The 22,372-nt window shown below is 71.7% G+C and carries 24 protein-coding genes; 17 read left to right on the top strand and 7 right to left on the bottom strand.

What is annotated here, in order from left to right; translation table 11 throughout:
- Window positions 1–20: 20 nt before the first annotated feature.
- Window positions 21–446, bottom strand: coding sequence for a hypothetical protein (locus ACFSCV_RS00875; RefSeq protein ID WP_378796085.1), 426 nt, complete (start codon window positions 444–446; stop codon window positions 21–23).
- A gap of 210 nt (window positions 447–656) precedes the next feature.
- Between ACFSCV_RS00875 and ACFSCV_RS00870 the strand changes: the two genes are divergently transcribed.
- The 4 genes from ACFSCV_RS00870 to dprA are packed head-to-tail and all read left to right on the top strand — an operon-like array spanning window position 657 to window position 4,713.
- Window positions 657–1,610 carry an aspartate carbamoyltransferase catalytic subunit gene (locus ACFSCV_RS00870; RefSeq protein ID WP_378796083.1) on the top strand — a complete coding sequence of 318 codons (954 nt, stop codon included), beginning with the start codon at window positions 657–659 and terminating at the stop codon, window positions 1,608–1,610.
- Between the two features lie 5 nt (window positions 1,611–1,615).
- The gene (locus tag ACFSCV_RS00865; protein WP_378796081.1) at window positions 1,616–2,911 is read left to right on the top strand and encodes a dihydroorotase; all 1,296 of its coding nucleotides are present in this window, start codon (window positions 1,616–1,618) and stop codon (window positions 2,909–2,911) included.
- A 42-nt stretch (window positions 2,912–2,953) separates the two neighbouring features.
- Window positions 2,954–3,583: a glycerol-3-phosphate 1-O-acyltransferase PlsY gene (gene plsY / locus ACFSCV_RS00860; RefSeq protein ID WP_378796079.1), complete on the top strand. Its 630-nt coding sequence runs from the start codon at window positions 2,954–2,956 to the stop codon at window positions 3,581–3,583.
- Window positions 3,584–3,588: 5 nt separating this feature from the next.
- Entirely contained in the window at window positions 3,589–4,713 is a 1,125-nt protein-coding gene (gene dprA, locus ACFSCV_RS00855; protein WP_378796077.1) for a DNA-processing protein DprA, read from the top strand.
- Here dprA and ACFSCV_RS00850 read toward each other — a convergent pair.
- Window positions 4,687–4,917: a hypothetical protein gene (locus ACFSCV_RS00850; protein WP_378796075.1), complete on the bottom strand. Its 231-nt coding sequence runs from the start codon at window positions 4,915–4,917 to the stop codon at window positions 4,687–4,689. The genes dprA and ACFSCV_RS00850 overlap by 27 nt on opposite strands.
- A 181-nt stretch (window positions 4,918–5,098) precedes the next feature.
- Between ACFSCV_RS00850 and topA the strand changes: the two genes are divergently transcribed.
- The 7 genes from topA (at window position 5,099) to rpmG (ending at window position 13,378) form a co-directional block, all read left to right on the top strand.
- Window positions 5,099–7,759 carry a type I DNA topoisomerase gene (gene topA / locus ACFSCV_RS00845; RefSeq protein ID WP_378796073.1) on the top strand — a complete coding sequence of 887 codons (2,661 nt, stop codon included), beginning with the start codon at window positions 5,099–5,101 and terminating at the stop codon, window positions 7,757–7,759.
- A gap of 26 nt (window positions 7,760–7,785) precedes the next feature.
- Window positions 7,786–8,133 carry a hypothetical protein gene (locus tag ACFSCV_RS00840; protein WP_378796071.1) on the top strand — a complete coding sequence of 116 codons (348 nt, stop codon included), beginning with the start codon at window positions 7,786–7,788 and terminating at the stop codon, window positions 8,131–8,133.
- A 146-nt stretch (window positions 8,134–8,279) separates the two neighbouring features.
- Complete coding sequence (gene rnr / locus ACFSCV_RS00835; protein WP_378796069.1) at window positions 8,280–10,658, top strand: ribonuclease R; 2,379 nt, start codon at window positions 8,280–8,282, stop codon at window positions 10,656–10,658.
- Window positions 10,658–11,113 carry a DUF983 domain-containing protein gene (locus ACFSCV_RS00830; RefSeq protein ID WP_378796067.1) on the top strand — a complete coding sequence of 152 codons (456 nt, stop codon included), beginning with the start codon at window positions 10,658–10,660 and terminating at the stop codon, window positions 11,111–11,113. The genes rnr and ACFSCV_RS00830 overlap by 1 nt, the downstream gene beginning before the upstream one ends.
- Window positions 11,110–11,841: an NUDIX hydrolase gene (locus ACFSCV_RS00825; protein WP_378796065.1), complete on the top strand. Its 732-nt coding sequence runs from the start codon at window positions 11,110–11,112 to the stop codon at window positions 11,839–11,841. The genes ACFSCV_RS00830 and ACFSCV_RS00825 overlap by 4 nt, the downstream gene beginning before the upstream one ends.
- A gap of 109 nt (window positions 11,842–11,950) precedes the next feature.
- Window positions 11,951–13,120: an MFS transporter gene (locus ACFSCV_RS00820; RefSeq protein WP_378796063.1), complete on the top strand. Its 1,170-nt coding sequence runs from the start codon at window positions 11,951–11,953 to the stop codon at window positions 13,118–13,120.
- 90 nt (window positions 13,121–13,210) lie between these two features.
- Window positions 13,211–13,378 (top strand): 50S ribosomal protein L33, encoded by a 168-nt coding sequence (rpmG, locus tag ACFSCV_RS00815; RefSeq protein ID WP_271201288.1) that lies wholly within the window; start codon window positions 13,211–13,213, stop codon window positions 13,376–13,378.
- A 67-nt stretch (window positions 13,379–13,445) separates the two neighbouring features.
- Here rpmG and ACFSCV_RS00810 read toward each other — a convergent pair whose 3' ends face one another.
- Both ACFSCV_RS00810 and ACFSCV_RS00805 read right to left on the bottom strand, forming a co-directional pair.
- Window positions 13,446–14,816 (bottom strand): PleD family two-component system response regulator, encoded by a 1,371-nt coding sequence (locus tag ACFSCV_RS00810; RefSeq protein WP_378796061.1) that lies wholly within the window; start codon window positions 14,814–14,816, stop codon window positions 13,446–13,448.
- Window positions 14,817–14,830: 14 nt separating this feature from the next.
- Complete coding sequence (locus tag ACFSCV_RS00805; RefSeq protein WP_271201286.1) at window positions 14,831–15,202, bottom strand: response regulator; 372 nt, start codon at window positions 15,200–15,202, stop codon at window positions 14,831–14,833.
- 153 nt (window positions 15,203–15,355) lie between these two features.
- Between ACFSCV_RS00805 and ACFSCV_RS00800 the strand changes: the two genes are divergently transcribed.
- Window positions 15,356–15,652 (top strand): DUF3572 domain-containing protein, encoded by a 297-nt coding sequence (locus ACFSCV_RS00800; RefSeq protein ID WP_378796059.1) that lies wholly within the window; start codon window positions 15,356–15,358, stop codon window positions 15,650–15,652.
- 6 nt (window positions 15,653–15,658) lie between these two features.
- Complete coding sequence (locus ACFSCV_RS00795) at window positions 15,659–16,930, top strand: DNA polymerase IV (RefSeq protein ID WP_378796057.1); 1,272 nt, start codon at window positions 15,659–15,661, stop codon at window positions 16,928–16,930.
- A gap of 154 nt (window positions 16,931–17,084) precedes the next feature.
- Here ACFSCV_RS00795 and ACFSCV_RS00790 read toward each other — a convergent pair whose 3' ends face one another.
- A complete protein-coding gene (locus ACFSCV_RS00790; RefSeq protein WP_378796055.1) occupies window positions 17,085–17,936 on the bottom strand; it encodes a cell envelope integrity EipB family protein in 852 nt (283 codons plus the stop codon).
- A 209-nt stretch (window positions 17,937–18,145) separates the two neighbouring features.
- On the opposite strand from ACFSCV_RS00790, the gene ACFSCV_RS00785 reads away from it, so the two are divergent.
- The 4 genes from ACFSCV_RS00785 (at window position 18,146) to ACFSCV_RS00770 (ending at window position 21,132) form a co-directional block, all read left to right on the top strand.
- Window positions 18,146–18,610 (top strand): RidA family protein, encoded by a 465-nt coding sequence (locus tag ACFSCV_RS00785; RefSeq protein WP_378796053.1) that lies wholly within the window; start codon window positions 18,146–18,148, stop codon window positions 18,608–18,610.
- 6 nt (window positions 18,611–18,616) lie between these two features.
- Complete coding sequence (locus tag ACFSCV_RS00780; RefSeq protein WP_378796051.1) at window positions 18,617–19,366, top strand: glycerophosphodiester phosphodiesterase family protein; 750 nt, start codon at window positions 18,617–18,619, stop codon at window positions 19,364–19,366.
- Window positions 19,367–19,454: 88 nt separating this feature from the next.
- The gene (locus tag ACFSCV_RS00775) at window positions 19,455–20,642 is read left to right on the top strand and encodes a GNAT family N-acetyltransferase (RefSeq protein ID WP_378796049.1); all 1,188 of its coding nucleotides are present in this window, start codon (window positions 19,455–19,457) and stop codon (window positions 20,640–20,642) included.
- Window positions 20,643–20,703: 61 nt separating this feature from the next.
- Window positions 20,704–21,132 (top strand): HIT family protein, encoded by a 429-nt coding sequence (locus ACFSCV_RS00770; RefSeq protein WP_378796047.1) that lies wholly within the window; start codon window positions 20,704–20,706, stop codon window positions 21,130–21,132.
- Window positions 21,133–21,269: 137 nt separating this feature from the next.
- Here the strand turns inward: ACFSCV_RS00770 and ACFSCV_RS00765 are convergent, their stop codons facing one another.
- Entirely contained in the window at window positions 21,270–21,617 is a 348-nt protein-coding gene (locus ACFSCV_RS00765) for an AzlD domain-containing protein (protein WP_378796045.1), read from the bottom strand.
- Window positions 21,614–22,369 carry an AzlC family ABC transporter permease gene (locus ACFSCV_RS00760; RefSeq protein WP_378796043.1) on the bottom strand — a complete coding sequence of 252 codons (756 nt, stop codon included), beginning with the start codon at window positions 22,367–22,369 and terminating at the stop codon, window positions 21,614–21,616. Before ACFSCV_RS00760 ends, ACFSCV_RS00765 begins: the two co-directional genes overlap by 4 nt.
- Between the last annotated feature and the right edge of the window lie 3 nt (window positions 22,370–22,372).

Below are 22,372 nucleotides of genomic sequence, written 5' to 3'. Positions count from 1 at the left end.
GCCATGAGGCGCGGTTCGGATCAGCAGGGACGGTAGCTCGTCACCCGCACCGGGTCGCCGTAGCGGTTCTCGCCCCAGCGGGTGACCCGGCACTGGCGGTAGCGGCGCGGTTCCTCGACATAGACGCGGCGCGGGCCCTCGTCATAGTAGCGGTCGCGGCTCGCGGACCCGGCGATGGCGGCGCCCGCCGCGAGGCCGAGAATGCCGGCCGCGGCGTAGCCCGCCGCGTTCCCGCCGCCGCGGCGATGGCGGTGGTAGTGATAGTGGCGGCCGCCGCCCCGATAGTAGCCGCGGCGCTCGCGCCAGCCGACCGTCTCGATCGAGGACGTTTTGGCGGTCTGGACGGCGGCGGCTGAGCCGACCCACGCCGCCTGCGCCGGCAGGCTGCCGAACGCCATGCCGAACGCGCAGGCGCCGGCCAGACCAAGCTTGATGAAGGACGTCATTCGCGCAATCTCCTGTCGCGTAGTCGTGTCGTCGCCGCCCTCATGCGGCCCCCGCCCGACGCCGCCGGCACGGCCGGCGGATCGCAGACGGTAACGCCGCGCTCCCGAACAAGATGATAACCTACGCGGCCATTCGCGGCAAAGCGGCGGTGGAGCGTGCGCCCGGGCCGCTTGCCGGAGCGCGCGCGCAGAGGCTATGACCGCTCCTCGATGCCCACGCCCGCCGCTTCCCCCGCGCTGTTCCCGCACCGGCACCTGCTCGGCATCGCCGGGCTGTCGCCGGCCGATATCTCCCATCTGCTCGCGGCCGCCGAGGACGCGGTCGCGCTCAACCGGCAGGTCGAGAAGAAGCGCGCCACGCTTCGCGGACGCACCCAGATCAACCTGTTCTTCGAGAACTCGACCCGGACCCAGTCCTCGTTCGAGATCGCCGGCAAGCGCCTCGGCGCCGACGTCATGAACATGTCGGTCGGCAACTCGTCGATGAAGAAGGGCGAGACGGTGCTCGACACCGCCGCCACGCTGAACGCGATGCGGCCGGACGTGATCGTCGTGCGCCACCACGCCGCCGGGGCGGTCGCGCTGCTGGCGCAGAAGGTCGACTGCTCGGTCGTGAACGCCGGCGACGGCGCCCACGAGCACCCGACCCAGGCGCTGCTCGACGCCCTCACCATCAAGCGCGCCAAGGGCGGGATCCACGGCCTCGTGGTGGCGATCTGCGGCGACGTGCTCCACAGCCGCGTGGCGCGCTCCAACATCCTGCTGCTGAACGCGCTCGGGGCCGAGGTCCGCGTGATCGCGCCGTCGACGCTGCTCCCGGTCGGGATCGAGCGGATGGGCGTCAAGGTGTTCCGCACTATGAGCGAGGGCCTCGCCGGCGCCGACGTGGTGATGATGCTGCGCCTGCAGCTCGAGCGCATGAACGGCTCGTTCGTGCCCTCGGTGAAGGAGTACTTCGCCCATTTCGGGCTCGACGCCGTCAAGCTCGCCTACGCCGCGCCGGACGCGGTCGTGATGCATCCCGGCCCCATGAACCGCGGCGTCGAGATCGCCTCCGAGGTCGCCGACGGCCCGCGCTCGCTGATCCGCGACCAGGTCGAGATGGGCGTCGCGGTGCGCATGGCCGTGCTCGAAACGCTCGCGCAGCACCTGCCGGACGCGTGACCAAGATGCAGCCGCCCGCCGACCGTCCCACCCTCTACGTCAACGCCCGCCTCATCTGCCCCGCGAGCGGCCGCGACGAGATCGGCTCGCTGCTGGTCGACGACGGGGTCATCGCCGAGGTCGGCGCGAAGGTCGCGCCCTCGGCGCGGGCCGAGACGATCGACTGCCGCAGCCATGTGCTGGCGCCGGGCCTCGTCGATCTCGGCGCCTTCGTCGGCGAGCCGGGCGCCGAGCACCGCGAGACCATCGAAGCCGCGAGCCGGGCGGCGGCGGCCGGCGGCGTGACGACCATCGTCGCGCGCCCCGACACGACGCCTCCGGTCGACGCGCCGGAGATCGTCGACTACCTGATGCGCCGCGCCCGCGACACCGCGAGCGTCCGGTTCCATCCGATGGCGGCCCTCACCAAGGGGCTCGCCGGCAACGAGATGACGGAGATCGGGCTGCTGCTCGAAGCCGGCGCTGTCGCCTTCACCGACGGGCCGCGCTCGATCGCGAGCGCGCGCGTGATGCGCCGCGCCATGGCCTACGGCCGCGATTTCGGCGCGCTGATCTGCCATCACGCCGAGGACGCCGAGCTTTCCTCCGGCGGCGCCATGAACGAGGGCGAGTTCGCGAGCCGGCTCGGCCTGCCCGGCCGCCCGACGGCGGCGGAGGCGATCGTGATCGAGCGCGACGTCCGCCTCGCGGCGCTGACCGGCGCCCGCTACCACGCGAGCCTCGTCACCTGCGCGGAGAGCCTCGACGTGGTGCGTCGCGCCAAGGCCGCGGGCTCGACTGTGACCTGCGGCGCCTCCGTCGCGCATCTGACGCTGAACGAGAACGACGTCGGCGAGTACCGCACGTTCTTCAAGCTCGCGCCGCCGCTCCGCCACGAGGACGACCGCCGCGCGCTGGTGCAGGCGCTCGCCGACGGGCTGATCGACGTGGTGTGCTCCGCGCACGACCCGCAGGACGTGGAGACCAAGCGCCGGCCGTTCGCGGAAGCCGACGACGGCGCGATCGGGCTCGAAACCATGCTTCCGGCGGCGCTGCGTCTCGTCCATTCCGGCGACGTCACGCTGCACCGGCTGCTGGCCGCGATGTCGACCCGGCCGGCCGAGATGCTCGGCCTGCCCGGCGGCGCCCTCAAGGCCGGAGCGCCGGCCGACCTCGTGCTGTTCGACCTCGAGGCCCCTTGGGTCCTCGACGCCGCGACGCTCAAGTCCAAGTCGAAGAACACGCCCTATGACGAGGCCCGGCTTCAGGGCCGCGTGCTCCGCACGGTCGTTGCCGGCCGCCCCGTCTATCCCTACGGTTGAGCGGCGGCGCGCGCCGCCCCGCCGTCATTTCGAGCTCCCGCCATGCCGGATGTCTCCGCAGCCGCACTGATCGCAGCCGCCGTCCTCGGCTACCTGCTCGGCTCGATTCCGTTCGGCGTCATCGTGACCCGGGCGGCCGGCGCGGGCGACCTCCGCAAGATCGGCTCCGGCAACATCGGCACCACCAACGTGCTGCGCACCGGGCGCAAGGACCTCGCCGCCGCGACGCTGCTCGGGGACATGCTGAAGGCGACCGCCGCGGTCCTGATCGCGGCGCCTCTCTGGGGACCTACGGCGGGCCTCGTCGCCGGCGCGGCCGCCTTCGTCGGCCACGTCTTCCCCGTCTGGCTGAGGTTCAAGGGCGGCAAGGGCGTCGCGACCTATCTCGGCGCGCTGATCGGCGTGGCGTGGCCGGTCGCCCTCGCCTTCGCCGCCACATGGATCGCGGTCGCCGCGGCGACGCGCTACTCCTCCGCCTCGGCGCTGACGGCGAGCCTACTGGCGCCGCTGCTCCTGCTGCTGTTCGGGGAAGGCCCAGTCGCGGCCGGCGTGTTCGGGGCCATGACCGCGGCGCTCTGGCTGCTCCACCGCGAGAACATCGGGCGGCTGCTGGAGGGGCGTGAAGGCCGCATCGGCGAGCGGTCCTCGCCCTCGCCCGGCGCCGGGGCCTGACCGCCATGCCGCGCCTGACGCCCGAACAGCGCGTCGCCTGGCTGCGGCTCATCCGGTCCGAGAACGTCGGCCCCCGCGCGTTCCGTGATCTTGTGAACCATTTCGGCGGCGCTTCGGCCGCGCTCGACGCGCTGCCGACCCTCGCGCGCCGCGGCGGACGCGCCATCCGGGTCGCGTCACGCGCGGAGGCCGAGGACGAGTTCGCCGAGGTCGAGCGCCTCGGCGCCCGCATGATCGCGCTCGGCGAGGCGGACTATCCCCGCGCGCTCGCCGCCGCCGACGGCGCGCCCCCGCTGCTGACGGTCGCAGGCGATCCTTCCGTGTTCCATCGTCCGGCGGTCGGAATCGTCGGCGCGCGCAACGCCTCCTCCGCCGGCCGCAGCTTCGCCGCCCGCCTCGCGGCCGACCTCGGCGGGGCCGGATGGGTGATCGCCTCGGGCCTCGCCCGCGGCGTCGACGCCGCGGCCCACGCCGCGTCGATCGAGAGCGGCACCGTCGCGGCCTGCGCGGGCGGGCTCGACCGGATCTATCCGCCCGAGCACGCCGACCTCGCCCGACGCATCATCGAGCACGGCGCGCTCGTCACCGAGATGCCGCTCGGCTGGCAGCCGCGCGGCCGCGACTTCCCCCGCCGCAACCGCATCATCGCCGGCATGTCGCTCGGCGTCGTGATCGTGGAGGCCGCGACGCGGTCGGGCTCGCTCATCACGGCGCGCCTCGCCGCCGAGATCGGCCGCGAGGTCATGGCCGCGCCGGGCTCGCCGCTCGATCCGCGCTGCGAGGGCTCGAACGCGCTGCTGCGCGACGGCGCCACCTTTGTCACCCGCGCCGAGCACGTGCTGGAGGCGCTGTCCCCCATGGTCGACCGCGGGCCGCCGGAGCCGAAGCCGATTTCGCTGGCGCAGGCAGAGACCGCCGGCTTCCGCCCCGCGGAGCCCGCCGCCGACGAGCGCGCCCGGGTGCTGGAGCTTCTGGGTCCCGCCCCCGCCGCCGTGGACGAGATCGTGCGCCAGTCCGGCGTCGACGCCCGCGGCGTCCAGCTCGTGCTGCTGGAGCTCGAGCTCGCCGGCCGGCTGGAGCGGATGGCCGGCGGGCGCGTGGCGCTACGGCAGCCCGACGCCTGGGTCTGAGGGTCGCGCGCGCAACGCCGCCTCGCCCGCCAGATGCCCTTCGGCCTCAAGCCGCGCCATGTCCAGGAGATAGGCGAGCGTCGGCAGGCCCGACCGCCGCGAAAGCCGCGACAGCTCCCCGGCCAACGTCGCGACATAGGCCGCGGTCTCTTCCGCCCCGACCGGCGGCGACATCGACTGCGTTCCGCGCGCGACCTTCACCATCGACGGCCATCCTCCGATCCCTAAAATGATCGCGATATATACCTTTGATTGCACGTTATGAACAGACGTGCATATAGGTTGCATAACCGCCCCGCGCCCTGGATTTGACACCGGCAGGGCGCTTCCCCATTTTCGCCGCCGCCGCCGAATGGCCCGGGCGTCGCGGAAGGGCTTCCGTTTCATGCACAACGTCGTCATCGTCGAATCGCCTGCGAAGGCGAAGACGATCAACAAGTATCTCGGCTCCGACTATGAGGTCCTCGCCTCTTACGGACACGTGCGCGATCTGCCGGCCAAGGACGGCTCGGTCGATCCGGAGGCCGACTTCGCGATGCTGTGGGAGGTCGACGGCAAGTCCGCCCAGCGGCTGAACGAGATCGCCCGCGCCGTGAAGGGCGCCGACCGGCTCATCCTCGCGACCGACCCGGACCGCGAGGGCGAGGCCATCTCGTGGCATGTGCTCGAGGTGCTGCGGGCCAAGAAGGCGATCAAGGACCAGCCGGTCGAGCGCGTCGTCTTCAACGCCATCACCAAGCAGGCGATTCTCGACGCGATGAAGAAGCCGCGCGAGATCGACGTCGCGCTGGTCGACGCCTATCTCGCCCGCCGGGCGCTGGACTATCTCGTCGGCTTCAACCTCTCGCCGGTGCTGTGGCGGAAGCTGCCGGGCGCCCGCTCCGCCGGCCGGGTGCAGTCGGTCGCGCTACGGCTCGTCTGCGAGCGCGAAGCCGAGATCGAGCGCTTCGTCCCGCGCGAATACTGGTCGCTCGTCGCCAATCTCGCGACGCCGAAGGGCGAGGCCTTCGAGGCCCGCATCTCCTCCGCCGACGGCCGCAGGATCGGCCGCCTCGACATTCCCGACGAAGCGACCGCGAAGGCGCTCAAGGCCGCGATCGAGGCCTCCGATCTCAAGGTGTCGAGCGTCGAGGCGAAGCCCGGCAAGCGCAACCCGCCGCCGCCCTTCACCACCTCGACCCTGCAGCAGGAGGCGAGCCGGAAGCTCGGCCTCGCCCCGAACCGCACCATGCAGATCGCCCAGCGGCTCTACGAGGGCATCGACCTCGGCGGCGAGACGGTCGGCCTCATCACCTATATGCGGACCGACGGCGTCGACATGGACCCGAGCGCGGTCACGGCCGTGCGCGCGGTGATCGGCGCGGACTACGGCGACCGCTATGTTCCCGGCGCGCCGCGCAAATACGCCGTGAAGGCGAAGAACGCGCAGGAGGCCCACGAGGCCGTCCGCCCGACCGATCCGCGCCGCACGCCGAAGGAGATGGCGAAGCGCCTCGACGACGACCAGGCCCGGCTCTACGACCTGATCTGGAAGCGCACCGTCGCGAGCCAGATGGAGTCTGCCGAGGTCGAGCGGACCACGGTCGACATCGCGGCGGTCGGATCGGGCCGCCCGATCGAGCTGCGCGCCAGCGGCACGGTCGTCACCTTCGACGGCTTCCTCGCGCTCTACCAGGAAGGCCGCGACGACGAGGACGACGAAGAGGCGAAGCGCCTGCCGGCCATGGCCGCGGGCGATCCGCTGAAGCGCCTCGGTCCCGTCGCCGCCACGCAGCATCACACCGAGCCGCCGCCGCGCTACACCGAGGCTGCGCTCGTCAAGCGCATGGAGGAGCTCGGCATCGGCCGTCCCTCCACCTACGCCGCCACGCTCGCCGTCCTGCGCGACCGCGAATACGTCAAGATCGACAAGAAGCGGCTGGTGCCGGACGACAAGGGCCGGCTCGTCACCGCCTTCCTGCAGAGCTTCTTCGACCGCTACGTCGAGTACGACTTCACGGCGGCGCTCGAGGAGCAGCTCGACAAGGTCTCGAACCACGAGCTGGACTGGAAGGAGGTGCTGCGCGCCTTCTGGAAGGACTTCGCCGGCGCCGTCGAGAGCACCAAGGAGCTCAGGTTCGCGCAGGTCATCGACGCGCTGAACGAGATTCTCGGCCCCTACATCTTCCCGCCGAGGCCGGACGGCTCGAACCCGCGCACCTGCCAGGTCTGCGGCACCGGGACGCTGTCGCTGAAGCTCGGCAAGTTCGGCTCCTTCGTCGGCTGCTCCAACTATCCGGAATGCCGCTACACGCGGCCGCTCGGCGCCGATTCCGGCGGCGAGGACGGGGCCGCCACCGGGCCGGACGGCGTCAAGGTGCTGGGCCAGGACCCCGAGACCGGGCTCGACGTGACCCTGCGGGCCGGCCGCTTCGGCCCCTACGTCCAGCTCGGCGAGCCGGCGGAGAAGGAGAAGCCCAAGCGCTCCTCGCTGCCCAAGGGCTGGTCGGCCGCGGAGCTCGACCTCGAAGGCGCGCTCAAGCTGCTGTCGCTGCCGCGGCTCGTCGGCCTGCACCCGGAGACGGGCAAGCCGATCGAGGCCAATCTCGGCCGCTACGGCCCCTATGTCAGCCATGACGGCTCCTACGCCAACCTCGATTCGCCCGAGGAGGTGTTCACGGTCGGCCTCAACCGCGCCGTCACGGTGATCGCGGAGAAGAAGGAGCGCGGCGGCCGCGGACGCGGCGCTGCGCCCGCCGGACGCGCGCTCGGCGACCATCCGAACGGCGGCGCCATCACGGTCCACGCCGGGCGCTACGGCCCCTACGTCAAGCACGGCTCGGTGAACGCCACGCTGCCCAAGGGCACGGAAGCGGACGCGCTGACGCTCGAGGACGCGATCAAGCTGGTGGACGCCAAGGCCGCGGCCGGCGGCGGCAAAAAGCCGGCGCGCAAGGCCGCAGCGAAGAAGCCGGCGTCCGAGAAGACCGCGACGAAGAAGCCGGCGGCGAAAAAGGCGGCCAAGAAGCCCGCCGCCGCCAAGACCACGCGCAAGGCCGCCGAGTAAGAGCGGCCCCGGGAGGAATCGGGATCATGCGACGCATCATGTTCGCCGCGGCGGTCGCCGCCGTTTTCGCGTCCGCTCCGGCGAAGGCCGACGGCGCCTATGTCGTGTGGGGCATCGGCTCCAAGACCTGCGGCGCCTGGACCGACGCCCAGCGCACGGACAAGGGCCGGTACGAAGCCTACCAGTCCTGGGCGCACGCCTTCGTCACCGGCGCCGCCTTCGGCCGGCAGGGCCTCGCGCTCAAGAAGGACGTCGACATCAACGCCGAGGCGCTGACCAAGTGGGTCGACGACTGGTGCGACAAGAACCCGCGCATGACGGTGGAGCGGGCGTCGGTGGCGCTGCTGGAGCATCTGGCCGACGCGCCCAAGTGAACCCAGCCCAAGTGATCCGACCCCGGATGATCTGACCCCAGGCGGCGTCCGGCCCCGGATGACGTCGCCGATCGGCGGGCTCGCCGCCCGGCGCGCGAAAATCGTATAGGGTCGGCCCTGATCGCATAATCGCCCGCAGGGAAACCTTGGCCCGCAAACCCGCCGCCAGCGCCAGATCTTCGAAGACGCCGCCCGTCCTGCCGCGCGGCCTGCCCTCGCGCGAGGAGCTGGTGGCCTTCATCGCGTCGCAGGGCGGCAAGACCGGCAAGCGCGAGATCGCCCGCGCCTTCCACATCACCGGCGCGGAACGGATCGAGCTCAAGCGCCTGCTGGCCGAGCTCGAGACCGAAGGCGTGGTCAACCGCCGCGGCAAGACCATCGGCCGCGCCGGCCACCTCCCGTCCGTGGTGCTGGCGGATGTGACGGGCCGCGACGACGACGGCGAGCTGATCGCGACGCCGGCCGACTGGGACGAGGACGATCTCGGCCCCTCCCCGCGCATCCTGGTGCAGATCCCGTCCCGCGGCCGCGCGCCGGGCCTTGCGCCGGGCGTGGGCGACCGCATTCTGATCCGGGTCGAGCCGCTCGACGAGATCGAGCCGGACGGCCCGACGCACCAGGGCCGCGTCGTCAAGGTGCTGTCGAAACCGCAGGCCCGCGTGCTCGGCGTGTTCCGCGGGCTTCCCGACGGGTCCGGCCGGCTCGTGCCCGTCGACAAGCGCAACATGGGCAAGGAGCTCGCCATCCCCGCCGACTTCGCCGACGGCGCGCAGGACGGCGACCTGATCGCGGCCGACATCGTCAAGCAGGGGCGCTACGGCCTGCCGACCGCGCGGGTGCGCGAGAAGCTCGGTTCGCTCAAGAGCGAGAAGGCGGTCAGCCTGATCGCGATCCACGCCCACGCCATCCCGCACGTCTTCGCCCGCGAGGCGCTGGCGGAGGCGGAGGCCGCGCGGCCGGCGACGATGAAAGGCCGCGAGGACTGGCGCCGGCTGCCGCTCGTCACCATCGACCCCCACGACGCCAAGGACCACGACGACGCGGTCCACGCCGAGCCGGACCCCGACCCGAACAATCCGGGCGGCCACATCCTGACCGTCGCGATCGCGGACGTGGCGTCCTATGTCCGGCCGAACTCGGCGCTCGACCGCGCCGCGCTCGACCGAGGCAACTCGGTCTATTTCCCCGATCGCGTCGTGCCGATGCTGCCGGAGCGGATCTCGAACGACCTGTGCTCGCTGCGGGAGCTGGAGAACCGGCCGGCGCTCGCGGTGCGCATGTATCTGGCGAAGGACGGGCGCAAGCTCCGCCACTCCTTCCACCGCGTGATGATGAAGTCGGCGGCGAAGCTGTCCTACACCCAGGCGCAGGCCGCGATCGACGGCGCGCCGGACGAGACCACCGGCCCGCTGCTCGACGTCGCGCTGCGCCCGCTCTGGGCGGCCTACGCCTCGCTGAAGGTCGCGCGCGAAGGCCGCGGGCCGCTCGACCTCGACATTCCCGAGCGCAAGCTGCTGCTGAAGCCGGACGGCTCGCTCGACGACGTCATCACGCCGGTCCGCCTCGACGCCCACAAGCTGATCGAGGAATGCATGATCCTCGCCAACGTCGCGGCCGCCGAGACGCTGGAGCAGAGGCGGACGCCGCTGATCTACCGCGTGCACGACGCGCCCTCGCTCGAAAAGCTCGAGGCGCTGCGCGAGCTGCTGGCGACGCTCGACATCGAGGCCCCGAAGGCGGGCAACCTGCGGCCGATGCATTTCAACCGCATCCTCGCCCGCGTCGAAGGCTCGGACAACGCCACGCTCGTCAACGAGGTGGTGCTGCGCACCCAGGCGCAGGCCGAGTACGCCGCGGAGAACTACGGCCATTTCGGCCTCAACCTGCGGCGCTACGCTCACTTCACCTCGCCGATCCGCCGCTACGCCGACCTGATCGTGCACCGCGCGCTGATCCGCGCGCTCGATCTCGGCTCCGACGGCCTGCCCGACGGCGCGACGCCCGAGACGCTCGGCGAGATCGGCGCGCGCATCTCGGCGTCGGAGCGCCGGGCGATGGCGGCCGAGCGCGAGACCGTCGACCGGCTGATCGCGCATTTCCTCGCCGACCGCGTCGGCGCGAGCTTCACCGGCCGCATCGCGGGCGTCACCCGCTCCGGCCTGTTCGTGAAGCTCGAAGGCACCGGCGCGGACGGCTTCGTGCCGATCGGCTCGCTCGGAAACGACTACTTCGTGCATGACGAAGCCGCCCGCGCGCTCACCGGCAGCGCCACCGGCGAGAGTTTCCGGCTCGGCGACACGGTGCGGGTGAAGCTCGTGGAGGCGGCGCCGGTCGCGGGCGCGCTGCGGTTCGAGATGCTGTCGGAAGGCCGGCAGGCGAAGCCCGTCGGGCGCGGCAAGCGCGGGCTGCGGCGGGCCGCGAGCGCCTCGAAGCCGGGCGGCGACGGAGCGAAGTCCGCCCGCTCGGGGGCCAGGAAGACCGCCTCCAAAGCCAAAGCTGGCCGCAAGGCGAAAGGACGACGCTGATGACGCTCGAGCTTCACCGCCATGACGAGGCGGCCGAAGGACCTCCGCGCTCTGTCGCGCCGGCCATGGGCCGCGGCTTGAAGTTGCGGTGCCCGGCCTGCGGCGAGGGCCGGCTGTTCCGCGCCTATCTCAAGGTGAACGACGCCTGCCCCGCCTGCGGCGAGGAGCTTCACCACCAGCGCGCCGACGACGCTCCGCCTTACGTCGTCATCAGCATCGTCGCCCATGTGGTCGTGGCGGCGCTGATGGCGGTCGAGCTGACGTGCAAGCCCGAAATCTGGGTGCATCTCGTCCTGTGGATCCCGCTCACCATCGCCATGTCGCTGGCGCTGCTGCCGCCGGTGAAGGGCGCGCTCGTCGGCCTGCAATGGGCGCTGCGCATGCACGGCTTCGGCGGCGCCGACGACGACGCCCATCTGGCGCCCGCGCCCGCCCGCAGGGGCGCGCGGGCGTGAGCGCCGGCGAGGAGCAGGGCGTCGTCCCGCCCGCGAAGGCCGCCGCGCCGCAGCGGCTCGTGCCGAAGGACGCCGCGACCATCATCCTCGTCGACCGCGAGGCTGCGTCGCCGAAGCTGCTGATGGGGAAGCGCCACGAGGGCGTGCGCTTCATGCCGGGCAAGTACGTCTTCCCCGGCGGCCGCGTCGAGACCGAGGACGGCCGGGTCAACATCGCCGGCGCCTACGCCCCCCATGTGGAGCGCCGGCTGCAGACGCAGGTGCGCCGCCCCACCATCTCGCGCGCCCGCGCCTATGGCCTCGCGGCGCTGCGCGAACTCGCCGAGGAGACCGGGCTGCTGATCGGCGAGCGCGAAACCGGCGCGTTCGCAGCCCGGAGCGAGGCCTGGAAGCCGTTCGCGGAGGCCGACGTGTTCCCCTCGCTCGAAGGGCTGCATTTCGTGGCGCGCGCGATCACGCCGCCCGGCCGCCCGCGCCGGTTCGACACCCGCTTCTTCGCCGCCGACGCCAGCCTCGTCGCAGGCCGCGTCGAGGGAATCGTCACGCCGGACGCGGAGCTGGTGGAGCTGGTCTGGGTGACCTTCGACGATGCGCTCGACCTCGACCTGCCGCCGATCACGCGGATCGTGCTCAAGGATCTTGCGCGCCGCCTCGACGAGGGGCTCGAGCGCGACCTGCCCGTTCCCTTCTACCGCCAGGGCTCGAAGTCGGAGCAGGAGCTGCTGTAGCACGCTCGTCCGGCGCCCCTCCGGCTCGACCACCGGGAACGCCGAGCAATCCGGCCGCGCGCGGCGGAGGCTGGCGCGGCGGGCGCGGGCGTGCTTTCTCGCCGCCGCCATGTCCGCCGTGATCGATCCCCTCGCCGCCTTCAGCGCCCGCGACCGCAAGGTCGGCATCGGCGTCGCCATCGCCTGCATCGCGCTGGTGGGCGTCGGCCTCAGCCTGTCCATCCCGCTGCTCGCCTTCGCGATGGAAAGCCGCGGGGCGAGCGGGGCGCTGATCGGCTTCAACACCGCCATGGGCGGCATCGCGACGGTCGTGACCGCGCCCTTCATTCCCCGCGTCGCGTCCCGGTTCGGGGTTCGGGCGACGCTGTTCGCGGCGCTGGCGCTCGGCGCGCTGTCGATTCTCGGCTTCGCCTTCGTCGCGCCGCTCTGGGCGTGGTTCCCGCTGCGATTCGCCTTCGGCGTCGCGCTCGCCATCCTGTTCGTGCTGTCGGAGTTCTGGATCAACGCGCTCGCGCCGCCCGCCTCGCGCGGGCTGGTGATGGGCGTCTACGCGACCGCGCTGTCGATCGGCCTCGGCTCAGGGCCGCTGATTCTCGCGGGCGTCGGCATGGATTCGCTCGCGCCCTACTTCGCCTGCGCGGCGCTGTTCCTCGTCGCCGGCGCGCCGCTGCTCTTCGCCGGCGTCGCGGCGCCCCCGATCGAGCGCGCGGCGCCGGGCCGCGGCATCCTGTTCTTCCTCGCCGTCGCGCCGGTCGCGACCCTGTCCGGCTTCACCTTCGGCGCGGTCGAGACCGGGGCCTTCGCCTTCCTGCCGCTCTATGGCGTCGACGTCGGCCTCGCGCCGCTGTCGGCGGCGCTGCTGGTCACGGCGATGGAGGTCGGCAACGTCGCGCTGCAGATTCCGCTCGGCCTCGTCAGCGACCGGATGGACCGCCGCCTGCTGCTGCTGATCATCGGCGTCGTCGGGCTGCTCGGCGCGATCGCGCTGCCGTTCGCAGGCTCCGGCTGGGGGCTCTACGTCACCGTCGCGGCCTGGGGCGGCGTGGTGTGCGGGCTCTACACCGTGGCGCTCGCCCATCTCGGAGCGCGCTTCTCCGGCGTCGACCTCGCCACCGCCAACGCCGCCTTCGTGGTGATGTACTCGCTCGGGCTGATCGCGGGCCCGCCGACGCTGGGCGTCGGCTTCGACCTGTGGCCGCCCTACGGCGTGCCCGTCGCGATCGCCGTGCTGATGGCGCTGTTCGTCGCGGTGGCCGCCGCGCGGCTGCGCAGCGCCTGACGCCCTTGACAGCCGAGCGCGCGTGAGTAGGTTGCGCGCTCACATTCTGACGCTGGCGTCTCGCGCGCCCGCCCGCTCGAGGTCCATGCCATGGCGAAAGCCGCCAACATCAAGATCAAGCTGCTGAGCACGGCCGACACCGGCTTTTTCTACGTGACCAGCAAGAACTCCCGCACCAAGACCGAGAAGATGGTGCTGAAGAAGTACGATCCGGTCGCCAAGAAGCACGTCGACTTCAAGGAGACCAAGATCAAGTGATCTTGGATCTCTGAACGCAAAAGGCGCCCTCCGGGGCGCCTTTTTCGTTCGCGGGTCGTGGCGGCGGTCAGGCGGCGTCGTCGACGACGCGATTCCGGCCCTCGCGCTTGGCGCGGTAGAGCGCGACGTCGGCGCGCTTGATCAGCGCCGCGGCGTCGTCGGCTTCCGGATGGAACGTCGCGACGCCGATCGACGCCGTGACCGCCAGCGGCGCGGCGACCCGGCTCGCGACCGGCTCCGAGGCCAGCCGGCCGCGGATGCGCTCGGCCACGAGGCGCGCCACCGCGGCGTCGGTCTCCGGCATCACCACCACGAACTCCTCGCCGCCGAGCCGGCAGGCGAGGTCGATGCCGCGCACGCTGGCCTTCAGGCGCCTCGCGACCTCCCGCAGCACCTCGTCGCCGACGTCGTGGCCATGGGTGTCGTTCACGGCCTTGAAGTGGTCGATGTCGACCACGAGCGCGGACAGCGGCCGGTTGCGCGCCGTCGCCTGGTCCAGGAGGCTCTGCAGGTGCATCTCGAGGTAGCGGCGATTGTGCAGGCCGGTGAGCCCGTCGGTGATCGCGAGCTCCATGCTGGCCTGGACGTTGGAGCGGAGCCGCTCGGTGTAGCGCCTGCGACGCACCTGCGTGCGGACGCGCGCCACCAGCTCGTTCGGATCGATCGGGCGCGCAAGGTAGTCGTTGATTCCGACCTCGAGCCCGCGCAGCACCCGCCCGTTGTCGTCGGGGTCGGCCAGCAGCAGGATCGGCAGCGTCCGGGTCCGCTCCAGCGAACGGAGCTGGGCGCACAGCCGCAGCGCGTCGAAGCCCTCGAGCCCGAGCGCGACAATCGCGAGATCGAAGTCGCCTTCCGCGGCGCGGAACAGCGCCTCGTGCGGGTCGGGCTCGATCTCCACCCGCTGCTGGCCCGCCAGCGCGGCGGCGACGCGGTCCGAGGAGCTCGGGCGGTCGTCGACGACAAGGACGCGCCCGTTGAGGCCGTCGTCCTTGATGACGTCCATCAGCATGTCGCTCATGCCGAGCTCGCGCGTGGTCTGGGCGCGCAGCCGGAGCTCGTCGCCGAGCATCTTGAGGCGGGCGAGCGATCGTACGCGCGCGAACAGCGGCACGTCGGCGACAGGCTTGGTCAGGAAGTCGTCGGCGCCGGCTTCGAGCCCGCGCACGCGGTCGGCCGGCAGGTCGAGCGAGGTCACCATCACGACCGGCACGTGGTGCGTCTTGGGATCGATCTTGAGCCGGCGGCACACCTCGAACCCGTCCATGCCCGGCATGATCACGTCGAGCAGGACGATGTCGCACTGGGCGCGGGCGCAGATGTCCAGCGCCTCCTGCCCGTTCGAGGCGGTGATGACCTCGAAATATTCGGCGGTGAGCCGCTGATCGAGCAGCTTGCGGTTGCTGTGAAGGTCGTCGACGACGAGGACGCGTGCGGTCATGCCTGCGGCTCCGGTCAGAGGTCGCCGAGATAGTGCCGCACCGTCTCCAGGAACTTCGCGACGGAGATCGGCTTCGACAGATAGGCCTCGCAGCCGCCGCCGCGGATGCGTTCCTCGTCGCCCTTCATCGCGAAGGCGGTGACGGCGATGACGGGGATCGCGCGGGTGCGCTCGTCCTCCTTGATCCAGCGCGTCACGTCGAGGCCGGAGACCTCGGGCAGCTGGATGTCCATGAGGATGAGGTCCGGCATATGCGTGCGCGCGAGCTCCAGCGCCTCGACGCCGTTCCGGGTCTCGATCGTCGCGTAGCCATGCGCTTCCAGAAGATCGTGGAAGAGCTTCATATTGAGCTCGTTGTCCTCCACGATCAGGACTGTCTTGGGCATGAGCCGTTCTTCTCCCGCCTTACGCGACACGCGGTTCGAACATGCGCCTTGCGCGCGCGCTGGCTGGAGAGCCCGCCCGTGCGCGGCGGTTGTGCCCGTTCGACGCTATCGAGACTTCTACTGAAGATTCATTGAGAAAGGACGAACGCAAAGATGATCCGGCCGCTTCGCCTCGATCTCGATTCCGCCGGCGGCGTCGCCGCCCGGGCGCTCGGCTTCCTCGCCGCCGACCCCGACCGCCTCGGCCGATTCTTCGCCCTGTCCGGCCTCGATCCCTCGAACGTGCGGGCCGCCGCCGCCGATCCCGGCTTCCTGCCGTCGGTCCTCGACCATGTGCTCGCCGACGAACGGCTGCTGCTGGACTTCGCGGAGGCCGAGGCGCTTGCGCCGGAGACCGTCTCCGAGGCGCGCCGGCTGCTGGGCGGCGCGACGCCCGGAACCTCGCTCTGACCCGAGGTGGAGGCCGCCCTCGCCTTCTGCCGGGACTGCCTCTCGCCGGCCGGCCCCGCGCCGCGCTGCCCGTCCTGCGGCAGCCCGCGGGTCGCGCGCCATCCCGAACTCGCGCGCATGACCATCGCGCATGTGGACTGCGACGCCTTCTTCGCCGCGATCGAGAAGCGCGACGACCCGAGCCTCGCCGATCAGCCGGTCATCATCGGCGGCGGCCGGCGCGGCGTCGTCTCCACCGCCTGCTACATCGCGCGAATCTACGGCGTGAAGTCGGCGATGCCGATGTTCAAGGCGCTGAAGCTCTGTCCGCATGCGGTGGTCGTGAAGCCCAACATGGCCAAGTACGTCGAAGCCGGGCGCGCCGTGCGGGCGAAGATGCTCGCGCTGACGCCGCTGGTGGAGCCGCTGTCGATCGACGAGGCGTTTCTTGATCTGGGCGGCACCTCCGCGCTGCACAAGGCCCCGCCCGCCGTCACGCTCGCGCGCTTCGCACAGGAGGTGGAGCGCGAGATCGGCATCTCGGTGTCGATCGGCCTCGCCTCCAACAAGTTTCTCGCCAAGATCGCCTCGGACCTCGACAAGCCGCGCGGCTTCTCCGTGCTGTCGATCGACGAGGCGCCGGCCTTCCTCGCCCCTCGGCCTGTGTCGTTCCTGTGGGGCGTCGGGCCCGCCTTCGCCGGCTCTCTGGTCCGGGACGGGTTCCGCACCATCGGCGACCTGCAGCGCGCCGACCCGAAGGACCTCGCCCGGCGCTACGGCGACGGCGGCCTGAGGCTTTCGCGCCTCGCCTTCGGACGCGACGAGCGGCCTGTGAACCCGGTCCACGAACGCAAAAGCGTCGGCGCGGAAACGACCTTCGACGTCGATCTTAAGACCTTTGATGAGCTTTCGGTCCACCTCTACCGGATGTGCGAGCGGGTGGCGGACCGCCTGCGCAAGGACGGCATCGCCGGACGCACCGTCACGCTGAAGCTGAAGACCGCCGACTTCCGGCTCAGAACCCGCGCCGGCGCGCTGCCGCACCCGACCCGGCTCGCCGGCCGGCTGTACGAGGCCGCCTCCGCCATGCTGCGCCGCGAGGCGGACGGCTCGGCGTTCCGGCTGATCGGGGTGTCGCTGTCCGACCTCGGTCCGGCCGCGGAAGCCGACCCGCGCGACCTTGTCGACGACCGCGGCGAGCGGCTCGCGGCGGTCGAGACCGCCGTCGCGGCCCTGCGCGACCGCTTCGGCCGCGACGCCGTCGACCGCGCCTTCGCGAGACGGCCGAAGCGCGAGTGAGAGGTCGCGCGGCGTGGGAGGCGGGGGTGGTTCGCAACCACTCCCCGTCATGGTCCGGCTTGACCGGACCATCCATACGCCGCGCGTAACCTCCCAAATGGATCCTCCGGTCAAGCCGGAGGATGACGGCTGAGATCGCTCGACGACGCTCAGCTCACTTGCAGGCTGACGCCTTCAGGAACTTGAGCTCCTTCAGCTCGCCGTCGAGCACGAAGTCGCCGTAGTCGATCTTCATCGCCCGGCTGACGCCGTTGTCGTAGAGGTCGAAGCTCATGGCGTAGACCGGGGTTTGCTCGCCGTTGGCGTCGCGCTTGCCCCTCTCGAAATAGCTCACGGAGACGGGCCAGCGCTTGGCCTTCTGGAGCTCCGGCGTCTTGGCCGCCTCCTCGATTCCCGCCGGCTCGCCCTGCTCCTGCTTCCCGATCACGGTCAGCGTGTCGTAGCTCTTGTCGCCGTTCTCGGAGCCGTCATAGACGGGCGCCTCGAGCAGGGTCTCGCCCTTCTCGGCCGCCGAGATGATCGACTTGAGATGCTCGGTCGGGAACAGCGTCCGGCCGTCGAAGGTCTTGCTGTCCTTATTGGGCTTCGACAGCGCGACGTTGAGCGCCGCGTCGGCGCGCTCGGCCCGGCCGTCGGTGTCCTTGTCCAGCACCTGGTTCAGATAGTTCTGCGCGGTGAAGCGGAAGCTCTGCGCCTGCCCGTCCTCCCAGGTCGCGGCCCTGAGGTCGGAGACGTTGGTCTCGCCCTCGCCGTTGCCGATCTCGGTCACCTGCCGGAAGCTGAGCGCATAGCCCTCGCAGGCGTCGCCGGTGAATTCGTAGACGATGCGGCCGCGGATACGGTCGACGTTGGTGGAGTTACGGGCCTCCCGCAGCTTCAGCTCGTAGATGGCGCGGTGCGGCGCGAGCGCGGCGTCGGCGCTCGCCTGGCCGGACCAGACGGACGCCGTCGCGACCGCCGCGGCGATCAGGAGGGAGCGGGAATTCGGGAGTGTCGACGTCGCCACGAAATCTGCCTCGCGTGAACCTATCGGGGATCATCATGCGGCGCCGGGCCGCGAACGCAAACGCGTCGCGGCTGCGCGCCACCAGCATTCAACGGCCGAAGTGGCGGAAATGGGTCGCGGCCGCGGGTCTCGAGGCTTGCGGCGGCGAGCGGCTTGCGCCAAACCCGCAAGCCTTAAGCCGCGACGTCATCGAATGGAGCCTCACGCGCATGGCCGGACAGATCGAAGCGAAACTTGGCGAACTGGGCGTGACCCTGCCGACGCCCGCCGCGCCGGTCGCGAACTATGTTCCCGCCGTGCGGACCGGCCAGCAGCTCTTCATCTCGGGCCAGCTCCCGATGGGCCCCGACGGCGTGTCGCTGACCGGGCGGCTCGGCGACGGCGTCCGGATCGAGGACGCGCAGGCCGCCGCCAAACTCTGCGCCATCAACATCCTCGCGCAGGCGCGCGCCGCGCTCGGCGATCTCGACCGCGTCACCCGCATCGTCAAGCTCGGCGCCTTCGTGGCCTCCACGCCCGAGTTCGCCGATCACGCCAAAGTGGTGAACGGGGCGTCCGACTTCCTCGTGGAGGCGCTCGGCGACAAGGGCCGCCACGCCCGCTCCGCGGTCGGCGTCGCGGCCCTGCCGCTCGGCGCGGCGGTGGAGATCGACGCGATCATCGAATTCGCCTGATCCGCCATGGCCGGGCTCGACTGGCTCATCGCCCGCCCGATCGCCCATCGCGGGCTGCATGATCGCGCGGCTGGGGTGATCGAGAACACCGCGGCCGCGATCGAGGCCGCGGCCGCCGCCGGCTACGGGATCGAGATCGACGTGCGCTCCACCGCCGAGGGTGAGGCGGTGGTGTTCCACGACGCCGATCTCGACCGCCTGATCGACGCCACCGGGCCGGTCGCGAAGCGCACTATCGCCGAGCTTCGCAGCCTGCCCTTCCGCGACTGCGGCGAGCGCCTCATCACGCTCGACGAGTGCCTCGACATCGTCGGCGGCCGGGTTCCGCTCGTGGTCGAGGTCAAATCGTCGGCGACCGGCGACACCCGGCTCGCCCGGCGCGTCGCCGAGGTGGTGGGCAGCCGCGGCGGGCCGGTCGTGGTCGAGTCCTTCGACCCGCGCGTGCTCGCGCTGATGCGGCAGCTCGCGCCGCACGTGCCGCGCGGGATCGTGGGCGACGCCTTCGCCGACGCCGACGCGCACTGGGCGCACCTGTCGCCCGCCAAGCGCTTCTTCGCCCGCAACCTGCTGCATTGGCGGGCGACGCGGCCCGACTTCCTGTCCTGGAACGTGCGCGACCTCGACCGCCGGGCCGTCCGCATGGCGCGCAAGGCCGGCCGGCCGGTCACGACATGGACCGTGCGCACGCCGGAGGACGTCGCGCGCGCCGCAGCCGGCGCCGACCAGATCGTGTTCGAAGGCTTTCGCCCGGCCTGACGGCTTGGAAGTCGCGCCGGCCGGATTAAGTTGGGAGCGTGGGTCAAGCCGCGTGCGGCGGCGACGGAGCCTGCTCCCGGATTCCGGAATGCCGACAGAACCGACCTTCCGCGCGCGCGTCGTCGAGGACCTCGCCGCGATCTCCCCCGATGACTGGAACGCCTGCGCGCGCGCCGGCGGGGCGGCGTACAACCCGTTCGTGGACCACCGCTTCCTGCTGGCGCTCGAGCGCTCGGGGTCGGTCGGCGGCCGCTCCGGATGGGCGCCGGCCCACATCGTGCTGGAGGACGGGGCGGGCCTCGCGGGTCTCGCGCCCTGTTATCTGAAGAGCCACAGCCAGGGCGAGTACGTCTTCGACCACGCCTTCGCCGACGCCTATGAGCGGGCCGGCGGCAGCTATTATCCGAAGCTGCAGGTGGCGGCGCCCTTCACGCCCGTCACCGGCCCGCGGCTGATGCCGGCGCCGGGACGCGATCCGGACACGGTCCGCGGCGCGCTCGCGGCGGCTCTCCGCGGCCTGATGCGCCAGACTGACGCCTCCTCGATCCACGTCACCTTCGCGAGCGAGGCCGAGCAGCAGGCGCTCGTCCGCTCCGGCTTCCTGCCGCGCGTCGACAAGCAGTATCACTGGCGCAACGAGGGCTACGGCTCCTACGACGACTTCCTCGCCGCCCTCGCCTCGCGCAAGCGCAAGCAGCTGAAGCGCGAGCGGCGCGAGGCGCTCGCCGACGGCGTCACGATCCGCCACGTCACCGGGGCCGAGCTGACGGAAGCCCATTGGGACGCGTTCTTCGCCTTCTACATGGACACCGGCGCGCGCAAGTGGGGACGTCCTTATCTGACGCGGCGCTTCTTCAGCCTCGTCGGCGAGGCGATGCCGGAACGCATCCTGCTCGTGCTCGCCGAGGCCGGCGGCCGCCCGATCGCCGGCGCGCTCAACTTCATCGGCGACGACGCGCTCTACGGCCGCTACTGGGGCGCGCTCGAGGAACGGCCGTTCCTGCATTTCGAGGTCTGCTACCATCAGGCGATCGACGCCGCGATCGCCCGCGGACTCGCGCGCGTCGAGGCAGGAGCGCAGGGCGAGCACAAGCTCGCGCGCGGCTACCGGCCCGTCACCACCTGGTCCGCCCACGCCTTCGCCGATCCCGGCCTGCAGCGCGCCGTGGCCGACTATCTCGCGCGCGAACGCGCCTACATGGCCGCCGTCACCGACGAACTGGAGGCGGCGGCCCCATTCCGGCATGCGACCGAAGGCGTCGCGCCCGACGCTTGACGTCGGCGCGCCGCTCCGCGATGGGTTTGCGCCCGACGCCCCGTCTCCGAGGACCGTCCCGATGGCCGACTACGATCCCGACAACATCTTCGCGAAGATCCTGCGCGGCGATCTCCCGTCCCACAAGATCTACGAGGACGACGCCGTCGTCGCGATCATGGACGCCATGCCCCAGGCCGACGGCCATGCGCTGGTGATCCCGCGCGCGCCCTCGCGCAACCTGCTCGACATGGACGAGGCGACGATTGCGCCGCTGTTCGCGGCGGTCCAGAAGATCGCGCGCGCCGTGAAGGCCGCGCTCGGCGCGGACGGCGTGACGATCACCCAGTTCAACGAGGCGCCCGCGGGCCAGAGCGTGTTCCACGCCCATGTCCACGTCATCCCGCGCTGGACCGATGTGCCGCTGAAGCCGCACACCGGCAAGATGGAGGCTCCGGAGGCGCTGGCGGCGCTGGCGGAGAAGATCCGGGTCGCGCTCGCGGCCGACTGACGGGCGGGCGAGATAAAACGCTCCGTCGTCCTCCGGCTCGACCGGAGGACCCATCTCCGACGCCGAGCGCCACGCCGGGCATGGATGGTCCGGTTAAGCCGGACCCTGACGCGGCGTTTGACGGCGACTGTCGCGTTTCAGGCGTCCAGAAGCAGCACGCCGCCGATCAGGACCGCTTCTCCGGCCGCGACGCCGAGAGCGAGCGAGCGGCGGCCGATCGCATAGGCCGCGAGGCCGCCCGCGACGGCGAACAGCCTCAGCCAGAGCGGCGCGAGCGCGAGGCCGCCGGCCGGCGCGAGGATCAGCTTCGCCACCAGCCCCGCGACCAGCGCGGTCGCCACCATCCGCACCCAGGCGAACAGGCCGCTGTCTTCGTCGATCCGCGCGGACAGGGCCACCCCGAGCACGCGCCAGAGGTCGTTCGCGACGAAGGCCAGCGCCACCGCCAGCAGCAGGTAGCCGGCGTCGAGCGAGACGTGGCTCATGCGGCGCGCCCCCGCCGCGCGGCGCGTTCGACGGCGAAGGCGATCGTGCCGCCGACGACGCCGGTCAGCAGGATGTCGTATTGCGGCGTGAACGGCGCGATGAGCGGCGCGAGCGCAAGCCCGAGCACGAGCGCGACGCGTTCGCCCAAGCCCTTCGAGCCCCGTTCCAGCGACATCAGGAAGTAGAGCGGCGTCAGCCCGAGCAGGCCGATCGAAAGCGCGGTGGGCAGCACGCCCGCGAGCGCATGGCCGGCGGCGGTCGCGAGCGCGCTGCCCACGACGAGCGCGTTGGCGAGGCCGAGGAAGAACGGCATGCGCGCCGCCCTGGGCAGGGTCGGCGTGAGCCGCAGCCCCTCGAACCAGGCGGTGACGGCGACATAGTGGGCGGCGAGAAGACGCATCCAGACCGAGGTGCGCTCCGAGCGCAGCACCGGCAGGATCGACACCACCATCGGCAGCAGCCGCACGGCCGAAACCGTGACCGCGAGCGTCGCGCCGGCGATTCCGGCGCCGCTCGCGAGGGCGCCGGCGAGCACCACCTGCGCCGGCGCGGCCCAGACCAGGAGGGTCGACAGCACGGCGATCCAGAGCGGCCAGCCATAGTCGTGCGTCATCGCGCCGAAGCCGATGAAGCTGCCGAACAGCACCACGCCCGGGACGGCGATCGCCGCCCGCGCCCCGCGCAACGCCCATCCTTTGGGACTGTGCGAGGCGGCGTCGAGCGCCGTCCCGCCTTCGTCATTCCGACTCATGCC

Source organism: Methylopila henanensis (genome assembly GCF_042681025.1).
Taxonomy (GTDB): domain Bacteria; phylum Pseudomonadota; class Alphaproteobacteria; order Rhizobiales; family Methylopilaceae; genus Methylopila; species Methylopila henanensis.
The sequence above is the reverse complement of the archived record's forward strand: the minus strand, read 5'-3'. Positions and strand labels throughout refer to the sequence as shown.